General features: G+C 69.9%; 15 protein-coding genes and 1 pseudogene. 6 read left to right on the forward strand and 10 right to left on the reverse strand.

What is annotated here, in order from left to right; all coding sequences use genetic code 11:
* Positions 1-90: 90 nt before the first annotated feature.
* A complete protein-coding gene (locus D0T12_RS02625) occupies positions 91-1,638 on the forward strand; it encodes a serine/threonine-protein kinase (RefSeq protein WP_267900385.1) in 1,548 nt (515 codons plus the stop codon).
* On the opposite strand, the pseudogene rho reads toward D0T12_RS02625, so the two are convergent.
* Positions 1,635-2,813 (reverse strand): annotated as a pseudogene (gene rho, locus D0T12_RS02630) (transcription termination factor Rho); the annotation flags it as partial. The gene D0T12_RS02625 and the pseudogene rho sit on opposite strands and share 4 nt — an antisense overlap.
* Positions 2,814-3,250: 437 nt before the next feature.
* On the opposite strand from rho, the gene D0T12_RS02635 reads away from it, so the two are divergent.
* Positions 3,251-4,036: an enoyl-CoA hydratase/isomerase family protein gene (locus tag D0T12_RS02635; protein ID WP_117397611.1), complete on the forward strand. Its 786-nt coding sequence runs from the start codon at positions 3,251-3,253 to the stop codon at positions 4,034-4,036.
* Here the strand turns inward: D0T12_RS02635 and D0T12_RS02640 are convergent.
* The 3 genes from D0T12_RS02640 to D0T12_RS02650 all read right to left on the reverse strand — a co-directional run bounded on the left by D0T12_RS02640 (position 4,011) and on the right by D0T12_RS02650 (position 7,035).
* Complete coding sequence (locus D0T12_RS02640; RefSeq protein ID WP_117397612.1) at positions 4,011-4,874, reverse strand: hypothetical protein; 864 nt, start codon at positions 4,872-4,874, stop codon at positions 4,011-4,013. The genes D0T12_RS02635 and D0T12_RS02640 overlap by 26 nt on opposite strands.
* Before the next feature lie 254 nt (positions 4,875-5,128).
* Positions 5,129-5,773, reverse strand: a complete 645-nt coding sequence (locus D0T12_RS02645) for a LuxR C-terminal-related transcriptional regulator (RefSeq protein WP_117397613.1) — start codon at positions 5,771-5,773, stop codon at positions 5,129-5,131.
* Positions 5,737-7,035 (reverse strand): sensor histidine kinase, encoded by a 1,299-nt coding sequence (locus D0T12_RS02650; protein WP_117398012.1) that lies wholly within the window; start codon positions 7,033-7,035, stop codon positions 5,737-5,739. Before D0T12_RS02650 ends, D0T12_RS02645 begins: the two co-directional genes overlap by 37 nt.
* Positions 7,036-7,598: 563 nt before the next feature.
* Between D0T12_RS02650 and D0T12_RS02655 the strand changes: the two genes are divergently transcribed.
* Positions 7,599-7,967 (forward strand): hypothetical protein, encoded by a 369-nt coding sequence (locus D0T12_RS02655; protein WP_117397614.1) that lies wholly within the window; start codon positions 7,599-7,601, stop codon positions 7,965-7,967.
* Positions 7,968-8,040: 73 nt separating this feature from the next.
* Here the strand turns inward: D0T12_RS02655 and D0T12_RS02660 are convergent, their stop codons facing one another.
* Positions 8,041-8,829 carry a polysaccharide deacetylase family protein gene (locus D0T12_RS02660; protein WP_117397615.1) on the reverse strand — a complete coding sequence of 263 codons (789 nt, stop codon included), beginning with the start codon at positions 8,827-8,829 and terminating at the stop codon, positions 8,041-8,043.
* Between the two features lie 203 nt (positions 8,830-9,032).
* Positions 9,033-9,779, reverse strand: coding sequence for an IclR family transcriptional regulator (locus D0T12_RS02665; RefSeq protein WP_117397616.1), 747 nt, complete (start codon positions 9,777-9,779; stop codon positions 9,033-9,035).
* A gap of 122 nt (positions 9,780-9,901) precedes the next feature.
* On the opposite strand from D0T12_RS02665, the gene D0T12_RS02670 reads away from it, so the two are divergent.
* The 3 genes from D0T12_RS02670 to D0T12_RS02680 are packed head-to-tail and all read left to right on the forward strand — an operon-like array spanning position 9,902 to position 14,196.
* Positions 9,902-11,170 (forward strand): amino acid deaminase, encoded by a 1,269-nt coding sequence (locus D0T12_RS02670; protein ID WP_117397617.1) that lies wholly within the window; start codon positions 9,902-9,904, stop codon positions 11,168-11,170.
* Entirely contained in the window at positions 11,170-12,759 is a 1,590-nt protein-coding gene (locus tag D0T12_RS02675) for an N-acyl-D-amino-acid deacylase family protein (RefSeq protein WP_117397618.1), read from the forward strand. The genes D0T12_RS02670 and D0T12_RS02675 overlap by 1 nt, the downstream gene beginning before the upstream one ends.
* Positions 12,760-12,801: 42 nt before the next feature.
* Complete coding sequence (locus D0T12_RS02680) at positions 12,802-14,196, forward strand: GntP family permease (protein ID WP_117397619.1); 1,395 nt, start codon at positions 12,802-12,804, stop codon at positions 14,194-14,196.
* On the opposite strand, the gene D0T12_RS02685 is transcribed toward D0T12_RS02680, so the two are convergent.
* The 4 genes from D0T12_RS02685 to D0T12_RS02700 all read right to left on the reverse strand — a co-directional run bounded on the left by D0T12_RS02685 (position 14,193) and on the right by D0T12_RS02700 (position 19,607).
* Positions 14,193-14,822 carry a TetR/AcrR family transcriptional regulator gene (locus D0T12_RS02685; RefSeq protein ID WP_117397620.1) on the reverse strand — a complete coding sequence of 210 codons (630 nt, stop codon included), beginning with the start codon at positions 14,820-14,822 and terminating at the stop codon, positions 14,193-14,195. The two genes, D0T12_RS02680 and D0T12_RS02685, sit on opposite strands and share 4 nt — an antisense overlap.
* Positions 14,823-15,359: 537 nt before the next feature.
* The gene (locus D0T12_RS02690) at positions 15,360-16,220 is read right to left on the reverse strand and encodes a helix-turn-helix transcriptional regulator (RefSeq protein ID WP_117397621.1); all 861 of its coding nucleotides are present in this window, start codon (positions 16,218-16,220) and stop codon (positions 15,360-15,362) included.
* Positions 16,221-16,269: 49 nt separating this feature from the next.
* Complete coding sequence (locus D0T12_RS02695; protein WP_117397622.1) at positions 16,270-17,925, reverse strand: AMP-binding protein; 1,656 nt, start codon at positions 17,923-17,925, stop codon at positions 16,270-16,272.
* Positions 17,922-19,607, reverse strand: coding sequence for an AMP-binding protein (locus tag D0T12_RS02700; protein WP_117397623.1), 1,686 nt, complete (start codon positions 19,605-19,607; stop codon positions 17,922-17,924). Before D0T12_RS02700 ends, D0T12_RS02695 begins: the two co-directional genes overlap by 4 nt.
* Positions 19,608-19,856: the final 249 nt, after the last annotated feature.

Here is a 19,856-nt window from a genome sequence, read left to right on the forward strand (position 1 = left end):
TCGGACGCCTTCTCTACTGCACGCACCGGTCAAGAAATGATTGGGGCGGTGGGAGCATGGCTTGGGTGCGTACCGGCGATTAACTTGCGCATGAAGAGGGATCGGTTGATACCGCTCGCGCGACGGTATCGTCTGCTCTCTGTGGTCGGCCGGGGCGGCATGGGGACCGTCTGGCGGGCCTATGACGAGACGCTGGACCGGGACGTCGCCGTCAAAGAAGTCCACCTTCCGGGGCGTGTCACCGAGAGCGAACGCAAGGTGATGTGTCGGCGTCTGCTGGCTGAAGCGCGGGCCACGGCGGCGTTGAAACATCCCGGGGTCGTCGCCGTCCACGACCTGCTCATCGAACAGGGGCGTCCGTGGATCGTCATGGAGTTCCTGGAGGCGTGCTCGCTGCACCGGCTCGTCACCGAGGACGGTCCGCTGGGCGTGCGCCGGACGGCCGAGATCGGCGCGGCCGTCCTGTCGGTGCTGAGGGCGTCGCACGCGGTGGGAATCCTGCATCGCGACGTCAAACCCAGCAATGTGCTCATCTGCGATGACGGGCGGGTGCTTCTCACCGACTTCGGTCTGGCCGTGCACATCGACAATGGGCGCGAGTCCGTCGACACGATGCCCGCGGGGATTGAGGGTTCTCCCGCGTATCTTCCGCCGGAAAGGGTGAACGGCCAGCCCGGCGTGGAGGCGTCCGACCTCTGGTCGCTGGGCGCGACGCTTTACACGGCGGTGGAGGGTTTCTCGCCGTTCCTGCGCTGCCACGCGTTGGCGTCGATGGTGGCGGTGCTGATGGGCGACTACGCGCGTCCGGTGCGGGCCGGGCCGCTGACGCCGATCATCGAGGGGCTGCTGCGGGCCCGGCCGGAAGATCGGCTGACGGCCGAGGCCACCGCACAACTCTTGCAGGACGTGCTTGGGACCGTTCCGAAACCGGGGGCCACGCGAGCGACACTCCCGAAGACCCGCCGGGTTTCGCGAAGCGCGGTGCGGACGCGGGTGTTTCGGGGGCCGCGCGTCCCGTGGACGTTGCCGCCGCGGGTGTCGGCGGCGTGCGGTGCGCGGGGGCCGGTGGGACGGCGGGTGCGGCCCGGCGCCGTCCTCGGGGTGGTGGTGCTCGCCGCGCTCGCGGCCGGGACCGGCACGTGGACGGCCCGGTGGACGTCGATCGGCAAGGGCGACGCGGTGGCGTTGCGTCCGGCGGCGGGGGTGACGGCGAAGACGACGAAGTACCGGGAGGCCGGCGCCTATTCCGTGCGCGTGCCCGCGGGATGGCAGGCGGAAAGGCGCGGGGCCGTGATGCGGTGGAGAGACCTGCGCACGAGCCGGGGGCTGCGCATCTCCCCGGCGGCCGGAAATCCCCTGGACGGTCTGCTCGCCGAGGAGCGGGCGGCCGTCGCCGAGGGCCGCTACCCCGAATACCGGCGGCTGCGACTCGAAGCCGTGCCCGAGGTCATCGCCGGTGCCGCCGAGTGGGAGTTCACCTGGCGGGACACCGCCCATGGGAACAGGACCAGGCACGTGCTGTGCAGCCGGGCGGCCGGATACGAGTTCTGTTTCCACGCGCCCGACCGGGAATGGACGCCCGGCCAACGCCTCTACGACCGAATTCTGAAGTCGTTCCGTCCCGAAAGGGCGCCTTAGGTCGTCTGCTGGAGGCGGAGCAGGAACTCGGCGTTGGACGACGTGCCCTTCATCTTCTCCAGAAGCTGCTCGACGGCCTGCTGCCTCTCCAGCCCTTGGAGGGCGCGGCGCAGACGCCAGGAGAGTTCCAGTTCCTCCCGCGTCATGAGCAGCTCGTCGCGGCGCGTCCCGGACGCCTCGATGTCGACGGCGGGGAACACGCGGCGGTCGGCGAGGCCCCGGTCGAGCTTAAGCTCCATGTTGCCGGTGCCCTTGTACTCCTCGAAGAAGACGTCGTCCATGCGAGACCCCGTCTCCACCAGCGCGGTCGCGAGGATGGTGAGCGAGCCGCCGTTCTCGATGTTGCGGGCGGCGCCGAAGAACTTCTTCGGCGGGTAGATCGCGGTGGTCGCGACACCGCCCGCGAGGATGCGGCTGCTGGACGGCGCCGCGAGGTTGTAGGCGCGGCCCAGCCGGGTGATCGAGTCGAGCAGCATGACGACGTCGTGGCCCTGCTCGACCAGGCGCTTGGCGCGTTCGACGGCCAGTTCGGCGAGCTCGGTGTGGTCGGCGGCGGGACGGTCGAACGTCGAGTGGATGACCTCGCCGCGGACCGTCCGCTGGATGTCGGTGACCTCTTCCGGCCGCTCGTCGATGAGCACGACCATGAGGTGCACTTCCGGGTTGTTCTGCGCGATCGCGTTCGCGAGGGCCTGGAGCATCATCGTCTTGCCGACCTTCGGCGGCGACACGATGAGGCCGCGCTGGCCCTTGCCGATCGGCGCGATCAGGTCGATGACGCGGGTGGCGAGCGGGCCGGTGTCGAGGCGGAGCCGCTCGTCCGGGAACAGCGGGGTCAGCTGCGAGAACGCGGGACGGTCCGCGGCCTGCTCGGGCGTCACGCCGTTCACGGTTTCGACGTGGGCGAGGGCCGAGAACTTCTCCCGGCTGGACTTCGGCGGCCGGGCCGTTCCCACGACGGCGTCGCCGGGACGCAGATTGGCGGCCTTGACCTGGGCGAGCGATACGTACACGTCGTTCGGCCCTGACTGGTAGCCGGAGGTGCGCACGAACGCGTGCTTGTCCTGGACGGCGAGGATGCCGTGGAACGGGACGGTCGGCGTCTCCTCGACGGGCCGCCGTGCCTGCCGGCCGCCCCTGCGTCCGCCGGACGCGGAGACGCTGTGCGCCCCCTGAACCTTGCGGCCGGGCGCCGTGCGGCTCGTGGCCTGTTCCGTGGTGGGACGTTCGGTGGTGAGTGTGGAAGTGGACATGCGGGTCCCTTCTCAGGCCGTCGCGGAACGTTCCGCGTGGCCCGCGGTCGAATCCCGCGTATGGCGGCGGATTCCGCGGCTCGTACGCGAGTGGAAAGAAAGAGAAGCAGCTCGGTTCACCGGGCTGAAGTCGGCTCCCTTGGACGGTGGCTCGGGACGCCCGTCGCGCGCCCGAACCGGGGAAGTCACCGGGCTCTCAGATGACCCGGGGCGGGGAAGAAGCGCCCTCACCGCGAGGCGCGGAATACGAAGACGCTGCCTCGACAGTACAGCACTCCAGGGCGGTTTCGCATTCCCCGAGGTCGGTGAGATTGTTCCGGCGCCCGTTACGATGAGCGGCGTCCGAGCAGAGGAGGATCATGGCCGGGTCGCCGGACGGGCGGCTGCGCGTGGAGGTCGCGGACGGTGTCGGCACGGTCGTGATCGACCGTCCGGCCAAGCTCAACGCCATGTCGGCGGCGATGTGGCGGGCGCTTCCCGGCATCCTGGACGATCTGGCGGCCGATCCCGCCGTGCGGGTCGCGGTGCTGGCGGGCGCGGGCGGGAACTTCTGCGCCGGCGCCGACATCGCCGAGCTGGACGACATCCACCGCCCCGACGATTCGCACCTGTCGGTGGCCGCGGAGCGGGCGCTCGCCGCGTTCCCGAAACCGGCGCTCGCGGCGATCGAGGGCTACTGCGTGGGCGGCGGCTGCCAGCTCGCCGCGGCGTGCGATCTACGTTTCGCGGCCGACGACGCCGTGTTCGGCGTCACCCCGGCGAAGCTCGGCCTCGTCTACCCGGTGACGGCGACGGCCCGACTCGTCGGCCTGGTGGGGCCGTCCACCGCGAAATACCTGCTCTACTCGGCGGATCTGATCAGCGCCGACCACGCGCTCCGCGTCGGCCTCCTCGACGAGGTCGTCCCCGCGGAGGCCCTCCACACGCGGGTCGCCGAGTTCACCGCGACACTCGCGTCAAGATCCCTGCTCACCCAACGGGCGGCCAAGGACCTCGTCGACGCCATCGTCACCTCGACCAACGTGGCGGAAAAGGCACGTCACTGGACGGACGAGGCCACCACGACCACCGAGGGCGAGGAAGGCGTCACCGCCTTCCTCACAGGCCGCCCACCCGTCTTCACATGGACGACTCCGACCCGCTGAGGACGTGGAAGCGGGTTTCGGGGAGTTGGTGTAGGCGGCGGAGGGCGGCGGGTAGGTCGTCCAGGAGGCCGGCGGTTTCGGGGCGTAGGAGGTCCGCGAGTGGCAGGACGCCGCACGCCGTCGATTCGGGGGTTCGGACGAGGAGGAGCGGGCCGATTTGGGCCATGCCCCATTCGGCGTCGCGGAGGGCGCGTTCGAGGTCCTGGAGTTGTTCTGTGTCCTTGGCGTCGTCGGCTCGGGACACTCGCATGAGTTCTATGAAGTCTCGTTCCAGGCCGCGTGGGCTGCGGCCCGACAGGTAGTAGCGGTCCAGGTCGGTCAACTCGACCCGGAGGCCGTGGTGCGCGGTGAAGCGCTCGTACGCGCCGGCGACCGGGGGCCGGGCCTCCGGTGGTTCCACGCGCAGCGTTCCGGCGACGATGTCCACGGGGTCGGCGCCGAGGGACGCGGCCACGGCCTGGTCGAGGCGCCGGGCCAGGTGGGTGCGCAGCCCGGCTACGTCGGCGGCCAGGCGTTCCGTCGCCTCCCGTTGCCGGTGGAGCTTGTCGTTGACGTCCGGCACCATCCGGTCGTTGATCTGCGTGATCAGTGACCGGATGCGGGCGTCGGCCTCGCCGAGCGCCTCCCGGTCGCGGTCCTGCTCCCTGGTCAGCCGGTCGAGCCGTTCCGCCTGGGACCTGCGGACGCTTTCCAGCTCGTCCCGGGTTCCCCGCAGCGCGCGGAGCTGGGTGCGGATATCGGCGATCTCGGGCGCGGCCGGAATCCGCTTGCGCTCGAACGCCAGATACAGCTCCCGGCCTGCGATCGCCAGGCAGAGCAGGACAAGAATCACCGTCATCGCGCCCCTCCTGAATAGGGCCATCTCGCGAGAGCAAACTATGCCACCCCTCGCGACGTGCGACAGATCAAGTATTGGCGACAAGTCCGAACCTGGAGGGTCCGCCGTGCATCTCAACATGCAGAACGGAAGATCATCACTGGCCGCGGGAACGGCGGAAGGAAACCGGTGGCCGCCGATTCGTCGGCGGTCCGGTCGGGGGGAGACACGGGCGCGGCGCAGCCACGGCGCCGCGCCCGTGTGCGCGTCCGGTGTCAGCGGTTCAGATAGGCGAGCACCGCCAGGACGCGGCGGTTGTCGTCGCCGGTCACGGGCAGGTCCAGCTTGGTGAAGATGTTCGCGGTGTGCTTGGTCACGGCCCGTTCGGTGACGACGAGTCGTTCCGCGATGGCCGCGTTCGACCGTCCCTGCGCCATCAGCTCCAGGACCTCCGTCTCGCGCGGTGTGAGGCGGCTCAGTGGCGTGTCGCGGGTGTTGCTGGCGACAAGCCGGGAGATCACCTCGGGGTCCATGGCGGTGCCGCCGGCGGCGACCCGGCGGACCGCGTCCACGAACTGCGCGGCGTCGAACACCCGGTCCTTCAGCAGGTAGCCGATGCCGCCGCTGCCGTCCGCGAGCAGCTCCCGCGCGTACAGTTGCTCGACGTACTGCGACAACACCAGGATCGGCATGCCCGGCACCCGGCGGCGCGCCTCCAGCGCGGCCTGAAGCCCCTCGTCGGTGAAGGACGGCGGCAGACGCACATCGACCACCGCCACGTCCGGGCGGTGGTCGAGGAGCGCCTTCAGGAGCGAGGGGCCGTTGTCGACGGCGGCCGCGATCTCGAAGTCGTGCGTCTCCAGCAGGCTGACCAGGCCCGCTCTCAGGAGGGCGAGGTCTTCGGCGATGACAACGCGCACGGCAGCTCCATGGTCACGATCGTCGGGCCGCCCACCGGCGAGCTGAGGGCGAGGACGCCGTCGAATGTACCGATCCGTCGCTCGATGCCGCGCAGGCCCGTGCCGTTCGTCATCGTGGCGCCGCCGCGGCCGTCGTCGGTGACGGTGATCCGCAGCATTCCGCTCTCGTATCGCAGGTCGATCCAGACGCGGGACGCGCCGGAGTGTTTGGCGGCGTTCGTGAGGAGTTCCGACACGGCGAAGTAGGCGGCCGACTCCACCGGCGGTTCCGGTCGGGCCGGAAGGTCGGCGTCGACCTCGACCCGCAGGGGGTGGTCGAGCCCGAGGGCCTTGACCGCGTCGGCGATGCCGCGGTCGGCGAGCACCGGCGGGTGGATGCCGCGGACGAGGTCGCGCAGCTCGTGCAGGGCCTTCGCGGACGACTCCCGCGTCTCCGCCAGCAGGGTCCTCGCCTTCTCCGGGTCCTTGTCGAGCAGGTGCTCGATCGCGCCGAGGCTCATGCCCATCGCGACGAGGCGGGCCTGGGCGCCGTCGTGCAGGTCGCGTTCGATGCGGCGCAGCTCGGCGGCGGACGCGTCCACGGCGTCCGACCGGGTCTCGGTCAGGTGCTGGACGCGCAGCGCCAGCTCCGACTTCCGCGTCGGGCCCAGGATGAACCGGCCCCACTGCCCGTACACGTTCAGCATCTTCGGGCCGATGAGGTACCCGACGACGATGCACACCGTCGCGATCGTGAAAGTGGACACGAAGCGGCCGGCGTCCAGGGAGAGCGAGTCGACGATCGGGATGTAGGCGTACCAGTCACTGCCGCCGTAGTGGCCGATCAGCCCGCCCGTGAACGGCGCGAGGGTGTAGCCCCACAGGCCGTACAGGATCAGCAGGCCCGGCAGCGCCGCCGTGAACACCGTGACGCACGGGTCGACGACCACCCACAGGTAGTCGCGCCAGGTCGCCGGGTCCTTGATCAGCGCGATGAAACGCTTGAACATCCCGTTCAGACCGGGCTCGATCTCCCCTTCGGGCAGGTACGGCCGCTGGATCTTGGCGTCGGTCCACCGGTTGATCCTGATCCGGTACGCGTCGAGCTGGGTGCGCAGCAGCATCGCCGCGGACGGGAACAGCAGCACCCCCACAAAGCTCGTGATCATCGAGACGACCGTGAGGAACCACAGCCCGACGAGCGTCGCCGGGATGCCGAGCAGCCAGAGCGCGAGCCCGCGCCATGGCGCTCTGATGTGCCGCTGTAGCCGTGTCTCTTCCATCGGTGTCTCTTCCGCCCGTGTCACCGACACGGATCCGCCGCTCACCAAGTTGCCGTCCACCGGTTCCTCCGCAGGTCGCTTGCCCGATGACGTCCAGTCTTCTGGCGAGCGGCCGTACGCACAGTGTGCCCGGAACCCGAAGCGGGGGTGTACCTGGCTACACCCGGACGGTGCCGCCGGCTGCGGGCTCGGCGGGCACCGGCATTTCCGGACGGGCCTTTTTAACGCGCTATCACGGACGGTTGGCATATTCGAAACCAAACGATTTTTCGCTACCGTTCCAGGTCGAACCATTGTCAATTATGGTCAGATTTTCAAGATCGATCGAATGGTTTTGCATCGCACAACACGGCCCCGCCATGTTCGTTGATCGTTTGCCATGGTGAGAGGTCGATATAACTGAATCTGATGGGGTTCTGGTATTACCTACCCCGCCGGCGGCATCCGATGATGGGTCTGCATTCGCCGGTCCGGTTCCGCGGAATCGAGGCCGGTAATGCGACGCCGGCGCCAAGCGTGATCACACTGCTTCCACCATCCAGCCACCCATAGGGAAGTGCGTCATGAAGGCTCGTAAGTTCGCCCTGTCCACGCTCGGTGTCGGCGCCGCCGCCCTCGGTCTGTACGGCCTTGGCATCGGCCCCGCGTTCGCGGACGAGGACAAGCCCAAGCCGCCGCCGGTCACCTGTTCCCTCGACAGCAAGGCCGGCCCGTTCGTCGCGGCGACCTGCATGGGTGCGGGTACCGTGCAGCTCACGGTCCTGTGCCCTGAGGGCCCCTACATGGACTCCACCATCAACGCGTTCAAGGGCCGCTCCACGCTGCTCGACAACCGTTGCAAGGACGGCCCGACGTTCGCCTCTCTGACCCTCTTCGACATGAGCAAGCGTCAGGCGGGCGAGACGCTGGTGCCCATGCAGAGGGTCGCCTGACTGCGGTAGGTAACGGCTGACGTCGCCGAGCGCCGTCCCGTGAACTGCGACACGGGGCGGCGTTCCCGTCTGTTCAGAGGGTGACGAACGTCAGGCCGCGCTTCTTCATCTTGGGGAGAACGGACCTCAGCGCCGCGACGGTCTGGGAACGGTCGCCGCCGCCGTCGTGGCAGAGGAGGATGTCACCGTCCCCGCCCTCCAGCAGCGCCCTGCGAATGCTGCCGGTCCCCGGCCGGGCCCAGTCGCGGGGGTCGACGGCCCAGTCGATGGGAAGCATGCCGTGCTCGGCGGTCAGTTCCAGGACGGTGTCCGACCACGCGCCGCCCGGCGACCGGAAGAACCGCGGGACGATGCCGGTGGTGTCGGCGATCCGGTCGTGCGCGTCGACGATCTCCTGGCGGACCCTCTTCGTCGACAGGTCGGCGATGTCGATCGGGTGCGTCTCGGTGTGGTTGCAGATCTGGTGGCCGGCGTCGGCGATGCGGCGGGTCAGCACCGGGTACTCCTTCACCTGCTCGCCGATGATGAAGAACGTCGCGCGCACGTTCTCCTCGGCGAGGAGGTCGAGGACCCGCGGCGTCCACTCCGGGTGCGGGCCGTCGTCGATGGTGAGCGCGATCGACTTCGGCGGCGGCGGGGGCGACAGCGTCGTCAGCTCGCGGACGGGCGTCTCCGTCGAGGTGAGCTTCGCGGGCCCCCAGGACGCGGGACGCGGCGTCGGTGTGGGCGTGGGCGTCGGGGTCGGCGTCGGGTGGATGACCGGGCGCGCCCGCACGGTGGGCTCCGCCGAGGCCGCGGAACCTTCGGCGGGCCGGGCGCCGTCGGCCGCCAGCCCGGTGACCCCCAAGGCGGCCGCTCCCATCAGCCAGAGTGCTCTGCGGCGAGATGGCGGGGAGGGCGCCGCACCGTCCACATCAACCTCCACAACTCCCACGCTATCGAGGATTAACGGGGTAGGAGGACGCTATGGGATCTTCATCTCATTTGCCGGACGGTCACTCCGCACATGAGGTGAGGTCGGGAGCCGGTGACCGCCGGACGGCCGCACCGCCCGTGGCCGTGCCGTCACGGTTCGGCGTGGCCGCAGTCGGCGGAGATGGCGCGGACGGTACGGAGCAGGTCGGGCAGCAGGGCGAGGACCTCGTCACGGTTGAGCAGGACCTCCGGCACCGAGATCGACACGGCGGCGACGACGCGTCCGGTGGCGTCCCGGACGGGTGCGGCGACGCAGCGGATGAACGTCTCGTGTTCGGCGTCGTCGAGCGCGTAGCCCTTGTCGGCGACGCGGGACAGCTCGTCCAGGAGGGCGGCCGGGCCGTCGATGGTGTGCTCGGTGAACAAGGTGTACTCGATCTCGGCGGCGACACGGCGGCGGCGCGGCTCGGGCAGGTCGGCGAGCAGGACCTTGGCGATCGCGGTGGCGTGCAGCGGCATGCTCAGCCCGACCCGCGAGTACATCCGGATCGCGTGCCGCGAATCGTACTTGTCCAGGTAGATGACGTTGCCGCCCTCGTACACGCCGAGGTGGACGGTCTGCCCGGTCTCGTCGTTCAACCGCGCGAGGTGCGGGGCGGCGACGTCGCGGATGCCGCGCCGTTCCAGCGCCGCGCCCGCCAGCGCGAACAGGCGGGACCCGAGGTGGAAGCGGTGGTCGGAGTCGCGGTGGACGAAGCGTTCGTCCTCCATGGTGCGCAGCAGCCGCAGCACGGTCGTCTTGTGCACGCCGACCTTCGCGGCCAGCTCGTCAAGCGTGCGCGGCCCCTCGCCCAACTCGCCGAGGATGGTGAGCGCGCGGCCGAGGCTCTGGCTCATCCGACTCCCCTGTCTCCCGGGTCTTCCAGCCGGATCGTTGACCGGCACCCGCACACGGTGCTACAACCACAATAGCATGAAGCGCAATAAATGTTGCATATTGCGCAACACGGGAGGTCGTGATGGTCGCGAGCATCGACGTCGGGGCGGTCGATGCCCTCGGTGACGAGCGGCTCGACTGGCGCTTCAAGGCGATCCCGGCGTCCCTGCACGGAACGACGGTCGCCGAGGTGCGCCGCACCCGCCCGTCCCTGGACGCCTTCGGCACCCCGCTACTGACACTGGACGCGGGCGCCCTCGACCACAACCTCCGCACCATGGCCGAGTGGGCCGAAGCGGCCGGGGTCGCGCTCGCCCCCCACGGGAAGACGACGATGGCCCCGCAGCTGTGGCGGCGGCAGCTCGACGCGGGCGCGTGGGGCATCACCGTCGCGAACCTGCCGCAGCTCCGCGTGGCCCGCGCGTTCGGCGTCCGCCGGGTCATGCTCGCCAACGCGCTCCTCGACCCGGCGGGCCTCGCCTGGCTGGCCGCCGAACTGGAGGAGAACCCCGAGTTCGAGTTCGTGTCCTGGGTCGACTCGGTGCGCTCCGTCGAGCTGATGGACGACGCGCTCCGCCTCGCCCACGCCCAACGCCGCGTCGGCGTGTGCGTCGAGATCGGCGGGCCGCACGGGCGCACCGGCGTCCGCGACGACGGCGACGCCCTCGCCCTCGCGGACGCCGTCCGGGCCGCGCCGACGCTCCGCCTCGCCGGCCTCGCCGGATACGAGGGCGCGCTGGCGCACGACGCGTCCGACGAGGGCCGCCGCTCCGTCGACGCCTACCTGCGCCGGATGGCGCACCTGTTCGGGCGACTGGAGTACGAGACCGACGAGCCGATCGTGACGGCCGGGGGCAGCTCCTTCTTCGACCAGGTCGCCGACGTGCTCGGCGGCCTCGACGGGCGGGTCGTCCTGCGGTCCGGGGCGTACATCGTCCACGACGACGGCTTCTACCGGAAGATCTCACCGTTCTCGCGGGGAGCGACGGGCACGGCGCTGCGCTCGGCCATGCACGGCTGGGCGCGCGTCGTGTCCCGGCCGGAACCCGCGCTCGCGCTGCTGGACGCGGGCAAACGCGACCTGCCGTTCGACGAGGGGCTCCCCGAACCGCAGCTCATCCGCGGCAAGGGCCCCGAACCGGTCGAGAAGGCCAGCGTCGCCGCCGTCAACGACCAGCACGCGTTCCTCGTCGACTTCCTCGTCGACCCGTCCGTGGAGGTCGGCGACGTGGTCAGACTCGGCCTGTCCCATCCGTGCACCGCGCTCGACAAGTGGACGCTCCTCCCCGTCGTGGACGACGCCGACGCCGAACGGCCCGTCGTCGTGGACCTCGTCAGGACGTGGTTCTGATGCCCGGCACCGTCATCCGCGGCGCCACCGTCGTGGACGGCACCGGCGCCCCCGGCCGCGTCACCGACGTCGCCGTCGCCGAAGGCCGCATCACCGACATCGGGCCGGGCCTGTCCGGCACGACCACCATCGACGCGGACGGACTCGTCCTCGCGCCCGGATTCATCGACATGCACGCCCACTCCGACCTGGCGCTGCTCATCGAACCCGACCATCTCGCCAAGGTCAGCCAGGGCGTGACGACCGAGGTCATCGGGCAGGACGGCCTGTCCTACGCCCCCGTCGACGACACCACCCTCGCCGAGACCCGCCGCGCCATCGCGGGCTGGAACAGCGACCCGCCCGGCCTCGACTGGTCATGGCGCAGCGTCGGCGAATACCTCGACCGGCTCGACCGGGGCATCGCCGTCAACGCCTGCTACCTCGTCCCGCAGGGCACGGTGCGGATGCTCGCGATGGGCTGGGACGACCGTCCGCCGACGCCCGCCGAACTCGACCGGCAGTGCGAACTGGTCGCGACCGGCCTGCGCCAAGGCGCCGTCGGGATGTCCAGCGGCCTCACCTACGTGCCCGGCATGTACGCCGCCGACGAGGAACTGGCCGAGCTGTGCCGCGTCGTCGCGTCCCTCGGCGGCTTCTACGCGCCGCACCACCGCTCGTACGGGGCGGGCGCGCTGGAGGCGTACGCCGAGATGGTCGAACTGTCGCGCCGCACCGGCTGCGCCCTGCACCTCGCGCACGCCACGATGAACTTCGGCGTCAACAAGGGACGCGCCCCCGAACTGCTGAGCCTCCTCGACGAGGCGATCGCGGACGGCTGCGACATCACCCTCGACACCTACCCGTACCTGCCCGGGTCCACGACCCTCGCCGCACTGCTGCCGAGCTGGGCGGCGGCGGGCGGCCCGTCCGCGCTGCTCGCGCGGCTCACCGACCCCGCCGAACGGGCCCGGATCAAACACGCGATGGAGGTCGAGGGGTCGGACGGCTGCCACGGCGTCCCCGCCGAATGGGAGACGATCGAGATCTCCGGCTCCCCCGACCGCGCCGTCGTCGGGCGGACCATCGCCGACCTCGCCGCGACGTCCGGCCGTCCCGCGTTCGACGTCTACTGCGAACGGCTCATCGCCGACGACCTCGCCACCACGATCCTCCAGCACGTCGGGCACGAGGAGAACGTCCAGGCGATCATGCGGCATCCGTGCCACACCGGCGGCAGCGACGGGCTCCTCGCCGCCGCGAAACCGCACCCGCGCGCCTGGGGGACGTTCCCGCGCTACCTCGGCCACTACGTCCGCGACCTCGGTGTCCTGACCCTCGAAGAGTGCGTCGCGCACCTCACCGGACGGGCCGCGCGGCGGCTCCGCCTCGAAGACCGCGGGCTGGTCCGGCCCGGACACCACGCCGACCTCGTCCTGTTCGACCCCGCGACCGTCCGCGACACAGCCACGTTCGACGACCCGAAACAACAGGCGGAAGGCATCACCCACGTCCTCGTCGGCGGAACCGCCGTCATCGAGGACGGGCACCATACCGGCGCCCTCCCGGGCCGCTCCCTCCGCCGCACGCCCACCGGAACGACCCGCTGACCCGGATCCCCCCACCCCCACCACCGAGAGGGTCCCCCCGCCATGGTCCATTGGCTGCAACACGAGACGGGCGGCCTGCTGACGCTGTGCGCCGTGTCCATCGCGGTCCTGCTGTTCCTCATCATCAAGGTCAAGCTGGAACCGTTCATCGCGCTGCTCGTCTCCGGCCTCGCGCTCGCGCTGGTCGCCGGCCTGAGCGTCGAGGAGATCGTCGGCACCGCGCTCAGCTCCAAGGAGTCCGTGCTGGAGAAGGGCTTCGGCGGGCTCCTCGGCCATATCGCGCCGATCGTCGGGCTCGGCACGATCCTCGGGGCGATCCTGGAGCGGTCCGGCGGCGCCGACGTCCTCACCCGCCGCCTGCTGAGCGTCGCGGGGGAACGCGGCGCGCCCCTCGCCATGGGCATCGCCGGACTCATCTTTGGAACGCCTGTCTTTTTCGATGTCGGCATATTCGTCCTGGCGCCGCTCGTCTACGTCACCGCCAAGCAGGGCGGGCGTTCCCTCGTCCTGTACGCGATGCCGCTGCTCGCCGGGCTGTCGATGACGCACGCGTTCCTGCCGCCGCACCCCGGCCCGGTCGCCGCCGCCGGGCTCCTCGAAGTCCCGCTCGGCTGGCTCATCATCTTCGGCCTGGTCTGCGGCATCCCCGCGTTCCTCGTCGCCGGTGTCGCCTGGGGCGCCTGGATCGGCAAACGCGTGTTCGTCGAGGTGCCCGAGGAGTACATCGTCGCGGAGCAGGAGAAGGCCGAGAAGGAGGAGCCGGAGCCCGAGCCGTCCCTCGCCCTCGTCGCGTTCATCATCGCGGTGCCGCTCGTCCTGATCCTGCTCGCCACGTTCGGCACCGTCTGGTGGGAGGACAGCCCCGCGCTGCCCACGCTCACCTTCCTCGGCAACCCCGTCGTCGCCCTCACCATCGCCGTGCTGCTCGCCATGTACACGCTCGGCATCCGCCGCGGCGTGTCCACCGCGGAACTGTCCGACCTGGCCGGCAGAGCGCTCCGCCCCATCGGCATGATCCTGCTGGTCATCGGCGCCGGCGCCTTCTTCGGCGCCGTCATCTCCGCGACCGGCGTCGGCAAGGCCCTCGCCACCACCCTCTCGGACGCGGGCCTACCGGTGATCGTGCTCGCCTACCTCATCGCCTGCGGCCTCCGGATCGCCCAGGGCTCCGCGACCGTCGCGATCGTCACCACCGGCGGCATCGTCGCGCCGCTCGTCCAGGCGGAGAACTACTCCGACCCGCACATCGCGCTCATCGCCATCGCGATCTCCGCGGGCTCCATCATCGCCTCCCACGTCAACGACGGCGGCTTCTGGATCATCTCCCGCTACTTCAACATGTCGGTACGCGACACCATCAAGACCTGGACGGTCCTGGAAACGATCCTGTCGATCGTCGGCTTCGCGATGGCCGCCGGGCTGAGCGTCTTCATCTAGGAGTCGAGCAACGACCGGAAATGCGCCAGGATCGGCGCGCACAACTTCGGCAGCGACGCGTGCTGACCCATCGCGACCGCGCCCGTCACCATGGACGCCACCCCGCCGACGAGCATCGTGCACGCGAACTCGTGGTCGGGCAGGCGGCGGAACCGCTCGTCCTCCATCAACAACCCGTCGACGAGCTCGACGAACTCCCGCTGAACGCCGTGCCGCACCGCCGCGGCCGTCGGGCCCGCCGCGTAGATCTCCAACAGGAACATGCGCGCCGCGCTCGCGTCGGCCGCCAACTCCCGCAGGTAGGCGCCTAACGCGCGCTCAAGCCGTCCCATCACCGGCTCACCGGCGGCCTGGAGCGCCTCACGGACGACACCCTCGATACGTTCGGCGGCCGACTGGTAGGCGGCGAGGAAACACGCCTGCTTGTCGGTGAAATGCTCGTAGAACGTCTCACGGGACACGTGCGCCCGCTTCAGCACGTCGGCGACGGAAGTACAGGCGTAGCCCTTCTCCGCGACCGCCTGCGTCATGCCCTGAAGCAGCCGATCACGCTGGGAGGCCGACACCTGCGCGCGGGTGAGGTGATGACGCCCGCGCGGCAGCGAGGGGAAGCCGTCGGAGTCCACACGCACAAGCTACCAACGTGATCAAGGAGCCCACCGCAACGAAATAACTATGAACAAGTTTGTTCGCAGAGGTGTTACCGTGCTGTGCGTATCCACGGCCCGGCGCAGCCGGCGTGTGGTGAACGTTCCGTCCAGGCAGTGCGCCACGGGGGCCGATCTGCCCTGTACGAACCGCCACATACACCTGCTGACCCCGCCGCCGGGGCTGTGTTTATTGGCTTTTTCTCCTCCTTCGGGCCCTGGGGGCCCTCCATCGTCGATAAAGCGGTGCGATCGCTGGCATCGCTCCGACTCGCCTGGCGGCTCGCTGCTGTGTTTGTTGCAGTGCACTCCTCCTTCGGGCCCTGGGGGCCCTCCATCGTCGTGAACTGCGTGCGATCGCTGGCATCGCTTCGGCTCGCCTGGCGGCTCGCTGCGCGATCAGGTTCTCGCTTCGCTTGAACCTGCCTTCGGACGCGATCGCAGGGGTCGGGGTTGTCGCGGGGTTGCGGAGGCGGGCTGGGGTTGTCGCGCAGGTGCGGTGCGGGTCTCCCTTGGTTAAGGGAGGAGGCCCGTGCGGCGGGCTGTGTTGACTGCCTCCAGGCGGGTGCGGCTGTCTAGTTTGCGCATGGCCGAGCGGAGGTAGCTTTTGATCGTTTCGGGCATGAGGCCCAGGTGGTCGGCGGTTTCGGCGTTGGTGCAGCCGAGGGCCACGTAGGACAGGACGTCCAGCTCTCGGGGCGACAGGATGGGGCGGGGCGCCGTGTTCGGCTCGGACAGGCCCGCGGCGGCCAGGCGTAGGGACGCTTCGCGGAGCCGGTCGCGGGTGGTGACGTCGTCGACCTGTTCGGCGAGGGCGCGTAGTTCCGCGTGGACGGCTCTGACCTCCTCCCAGCGGGCGGTGGTCGTGTCGGGGCGGGAGCGGGCCAGGGCTTCGTCCGCCCGGTCCTGGACGGCCAGGTCCTGTTCGAGGTCGCGGGCGGTTTGGATCGCCGAGCCGATGACGCGGTCGGCGAGGGACAGTGGTTCGCGGAGGGCTCCGTACAGGACGCCGCGGACGCGACGCCGGACGACGATCGGGACCGCGAGGATCGACAGCAGTCCCTCACGGGAGACGGGCTTGTCGTAGTCGTGGCTGATCGACGCGGAGGTCGGGTAGTTGCTCACCCACACGGGGCGGGCCATGGCCATCGCCTTGCCGCCGAGCCCGTTGCCGTGCCGGACGACCAGGCCGTCCAAAGAGTCCGTCGTGGTGCCGACGAGTTCGGTGATGTGCAGCCGGTCGTGGGCGCCGCCGGACACGGCGCCGCCGAACACCACGGGCAGACCGGTCGTGCGGTGCAGGGCCAGGATGCCCGAGCGCACTGCGCCCGCGTCGTCACGTGTCCTTCGGGGGAGTCGGTCGTCCTGCACACCCATGCTCCGAGCATGCCCGGCGGGACGGCGTCTCGAAAGCCCCATCCGGCGATCACCGCTCGGCGGCCTCGGAGTCGCCGAGGGCCAGAATGTCGACGGCCTCCGCGCGCATCTGCACCTTGCGGATCTTTCCGGTGACCGTCATCGGGAACTCGTCCACGACATGGACGTAACGCGGGATCTTGAAGTGGGCGAGGCGGCCCTGGCAGAACGCGCGCAGGTCCGCCGCGGTCAGGTCCGGCACACCCTCGCGGAGGCGCACCCACGCCATCAGCTCCTCGCCGTACTTCTCGTCGGGGACGCCGATGACCTGCGCGTCGACGATGTCGGGGTGGGTGTAGAGGAACTCCTCGATCTCGCGCGGGTAGATGTTCTCGCCGCCGCGGATCACCATGTCCTTCATGCGGCCGGTGATGGTGACGTAGCCGTCGCCGTCCATCACGGCGAGGTCGCCGGTGTGCATCCAGCGGGCCGCGTCGATCGCCTCGGCCGTCCGGTCGGGCTCGTTCCAGTAGCCGAGCATCACCGAGTAGCCGCGGGTGCAGAGTTCGCCGGGCGTGCCGCGCGGGACGGTCACGCCCGTCTCCGGGTCGACGATCTTGATTTCCAGGTGGGGCAGGACGGTCCCGACGGTGGACACGCGCCGGTCGAGCGAGTCACTCGCCCGGGTCTGTGTCGACACCGGCGACGTCTCCGTCATCCCATAGCAGATCGCGACCTCGGCCATGCCGAGCCGCTCGATGACCTGCTTCATCACCTCGACGGGGCACGGCGACCCCGCCATGATGCCGGTGCGGAGGCTGGACAGATCGAGACCGTCCAGCGACGGCTCGTTCAGGATCGCGATGAACATCGTCGGCACCCCGTACAGCGACGTGCACCGTTCGGCGGCGACGGCCTCCAATGTGGCTTTCGGGTCGAACGCGGGTGCCGGGATGACGACGCACGCCCCGTGGCTCGTCGCCGCGAGGTTGCCCATCACCATGCCGAAGCAGTGGTAGAACGGCACGGGCACGCAGACGCGGTCCTCCTCGTCGTAGCCGCACAGTTCGCCGACGAAGAAGCCGTTGTTCAGGATGTTGTGGTGCGACAGCGTCGCGCCCTTCGGGAAACCTGTCGTCCCGGACGTGTACTGGATGTTGATCGGGTCGTCGGCGGTGAGCGTGCGAGCTATGTCGGTGAGGACGGCGGGGTGGCCTGTTCGGCCGGCCTCCAGCAGCGCGTCCCAGCCGGGGGTGCCGATGAGGACGACATCGTGCAGCGCGGGGCACTTCGGTGCGACCTCGTCGATCATCGCCGCGTAGTCGGACGTCTTGAACGTGGTCGCCGACACCAGCGTCCGGATGCCCGCCTGGGCGAGCACGAACTCCAGTTCGTGGACGCGGTACGCCGGGTTGATGTTGACGAGGATCGCGCCGAGCCTGGCCGTGGCGTACTGGACGAGCATCCACTCGGCGCAGTTCGGCGACCAGATGCCCACCCGGTCGCCCTTGACGACGCCGAGGTCGAGAAGGCCGAGCGCGACCGCGTCGACGTCCTCGGAGAACTGCTCGTACGTCCAGCGGCGCCCGGACGCGCGCTCGACGAGCACGTCACGGTCGGGGAAGGCGGCGACCGTCCTGGCGAGGTTCGCGCCGATGGTGTCGCCGAGCAGCGGGGTCGCCGAGGTGCCGGACGCGTACGACCCCGACGCGTGGAGCCGCATCATCGCAGCTCATCCTCCCTGAACTCGCCTTCCGGTCGATCGTCCGCACCTGGGTGCTTGACGCGTTCGCCGTCCCGTAGCTCGACCCGGCGGATCTTGCCGGAGATGGTTTTGGGCAGTTCGCCGAACTCCAGCCTCCGGACGCGCTTGAACGGCGACAGCTGTGCCCGGCTGTGCTCGAAGATCGCCTTCGCCGTGTCCGCGTTCGGCTCCCACCCCGCGGTGAGGGTCACGTACGCCTTCGGCACGGCCGCGCGGACGGGATCGGGCGACGGCACCACCGCGGCCTCCGCCACCGCCTCATGTTCGATCAGCACGCTCTCCAGCTCGAACGGCGAGATCTTGTAGTCGGACGCCTTGAACACGTCGTCCGCGCGCCCGACATAGGTGATGTATCCGTCCTCGTCGCGGGAGCCGATGTCGCCGGTGTGGTAGTAACCGTCGGCCATCGCCTCCTCGGTGCGCTTGTCGTCGCCGTGGTAACCGGTCATCAGTCCGAGCGGACGGTCCTCCAGGTCGAGGCAGATCTCGCCCTCGTCGCCCGGTCGCCCGGTCACCGGGTCGATCAACGCCACCCGGTAGCCGGGCGCGGGCCGTCCCATCGACCCCGGCTTGACCGTCTGCCCAGGGGTGTTGGCGATCTGCACGCTCGTCTCGGTCTGCCCGAACCCGTCCCGGATCGTCCGGCCCCAGGCGACCTTCACCCGCTCGATCACCTCGGGGTTGAGCGGCTCCCCGGCCGCGACGACCTCGCGTGGCGGGTTCGTGAGGCGGCCCAGATCCGACTGGATCAGCATCCGCCACACGGTCGGCGGCGCGCAGAAGCTCGTGACGCCGCATCGTTCGAGGGTGTCGAGCAGCCGGTCGGCGTCGAACCGCGTGTAGTTGAAGACGAAGACGCAGGCCTCCGCGTCCCAGGGCGCGAAGATGTTGCTCCACGCGTGCTTCGCCCAGCCCGGCGACGAGATGTTCAGATGGACGTCCCCGGGCCGCAGTCCGATCCAGTACATCGTCGACAGGTGCCCGGCCGGGTAGGACGCGTGCGTGTGCTCGACCAGCTTCGGCTTCGCCGTCGTCCCGGACGTGAAATAGAGCAACAGCGTGTCCCGCGACATCGTGAGGCCGTACGGGGTGAACGACTCCGCCTCCTCGTAGGCGTCGTTGTAGCGCACCCACCCGTCGACCGGGTCACCGACGGCGATCTTCGTGAAGTCTCCCCGGACGCCGTCGAACTTCGCGGTGTCCTTCGACCCCACCACCACATGCCGGGCCTTGCCGCGCACCACCCGGTCCTGGAGATCCGCCGTCCCGAGGAGGGGTGTGCACGGGATCAGCACCGCGCCGAGCTTCATCGCCGCCAGCACCGTCTCCCACAGTTCGACCTGGTTGCCGAGCATCAGGATGATCCGGTCGCCGCGCCGCACCCCCGACCGCCGCAGCAGGTTCGCGACCTGGTTCGACCGGCGCGACAGCTGCGAGAACGAGTACTTCGCCTCGGTGCCGTCGTCCCCCTCGACGATCCACAACGCGGGCGAGTCATTGCTCTCAGCGATCTTGTCGAACCAGTCCAGCGCCCAGTTGAACCCGGTCAGGACCGGCCAGCGGAACTTCTCGTACGCGGTCGCGTAGTCGTCACGATGCGCGAGCAGGAAGTCGCGCGCCGCCCGGAACTCGACTGCGGGCATGGTCTCTCCTCGAAGCCGCACGGACACCCGGTAGGAGGATCGTTCGCCATCCCGAGTGACCCACGCCACCCCCGAACGGGGGTAGTCGAGACCGTCCTACCCACCCTCGGCCCCTGCCGGGAATGGCCGATCCCCGGGGATTGGGACGTATCGCGGATGTATCGAAAAGGGCATACGCCCTCGCAACGGTCCGGCGGTTTGGGTCGGCATGGACCACAGCGCATCAACGGTCGGCTCGCCGACAGGAAA

The sequence above is a fragment of the Actinomadura spongiicola genome, assembly GCF_003432485.1.
GTDB classification, from domain to species: Bacteria; Actinomycetota; Actinomycetes; order Streptosporangiales; family Streptosporangiaceae; genus Spirillospora; species Spirillospora spongiicola.

What these genes read in the sequence shown, in the direction of transcription:
- D0T12_RS02635 (WP_117397611.1), top strand. Translation starts at nt 3,251, where the DNA reads ATGGCCGGGTCGCCGGACGGGCGGCTGCGCGTGGAGGTCGCGGACGGT.
- D0T12_RS02665 (WP_117397616.1), bottom strand. Translation starts at nt 9,779, where the DNA reads ATGAGCCAGAGCCTCGGCCGCGCGCTCACCATCCTCGGCGAGTTGGGC.
- D0T12_RS02655 (WP_117397614.1), top strand. Translation starts at nt 7,599, where the DNA reads ATGAAGGCTCGTAAGTTCGCCCTGTCCACGCTCGGTGTCGGCGCCGCC.
- D0T12_RS02660 (WP_117397615.1), bottom strand. Translation starts at nt 8,829, where the DNA reads ATGGGAGCGGCCGCCTTGGGGGTCACCGGGCTGGCGGCCGACGGCGCC.
- D0T12_RS02675 (WP_117397618.1), top strand. Translation starts at nt 11,170, where the DNA reads ATGCCCGGCACCGTCATCCGCGGCGCCACCGTCGTGGACGGCACCGGC.
- D0T12_RS02625 (WP_267900385.1), top strand. Translation starts at nt 91, where the DNA reads ATGAAGAGGGATCGGTTGATACCGCTCGCGCGACGGTATCGTCTGCTC.
- D0T12_RS02695 (WP_117397622.1), bottom strand. Translation starts at nt 17,925, where the DNA reads ATGATGCGGCTCCACGCGTCGGGGTCGTACGCGTCCGGCACCTCGGCG.
- D0T12_RS02700 (WP_117397623.1), bottom strand. Translation starts at nt 19,607, where the DNA reads ATGCCCGCAGTCGAGTTCCGGGCGGCGCGCGACTTCCTGCTCGCGCAT.
- D0T12_RS02670 (WP_117397617.1), top strand. Translation starts at nt 9,902, where the DNA reads ATGGTCGCGAGCATCGACGTCGGGGCGGTCGATGCCCTCGGTGACGAG.
- D0T12_RS02640 (WP_117397612.1), bottom strand. Translation starts at nt 4,874, where the DNA reads ATGACGGTGATTCTTGTCCTGCTCTGCCTGGCGATCGCAGGCCGGGAG.
- D0T12_RS02690 (WP_117397621.1), bottom strand. Translation starts at nt 16,220, where the DNA reads ATGGGTGTGCAGGACGACCGACTCCCCCGAAGGACACGTGACGACGCG.
- D0T12_RS02650 (WP_117398012.1), bottom strand. Translation starts at nt 7,035, where the DNA reads ATGGAAGAGACACGGCTACAGCGGCACATCAGAGCGCCATGGCGCGGG.
- D0T12_RS02680 (WP_117397619.1), top strand. Translation starts at nt 12,802, where the DNA reads ATGGTCCATTGGCTGCAACACGAGACGGGCGGCCTGCTGACGCTGTGC.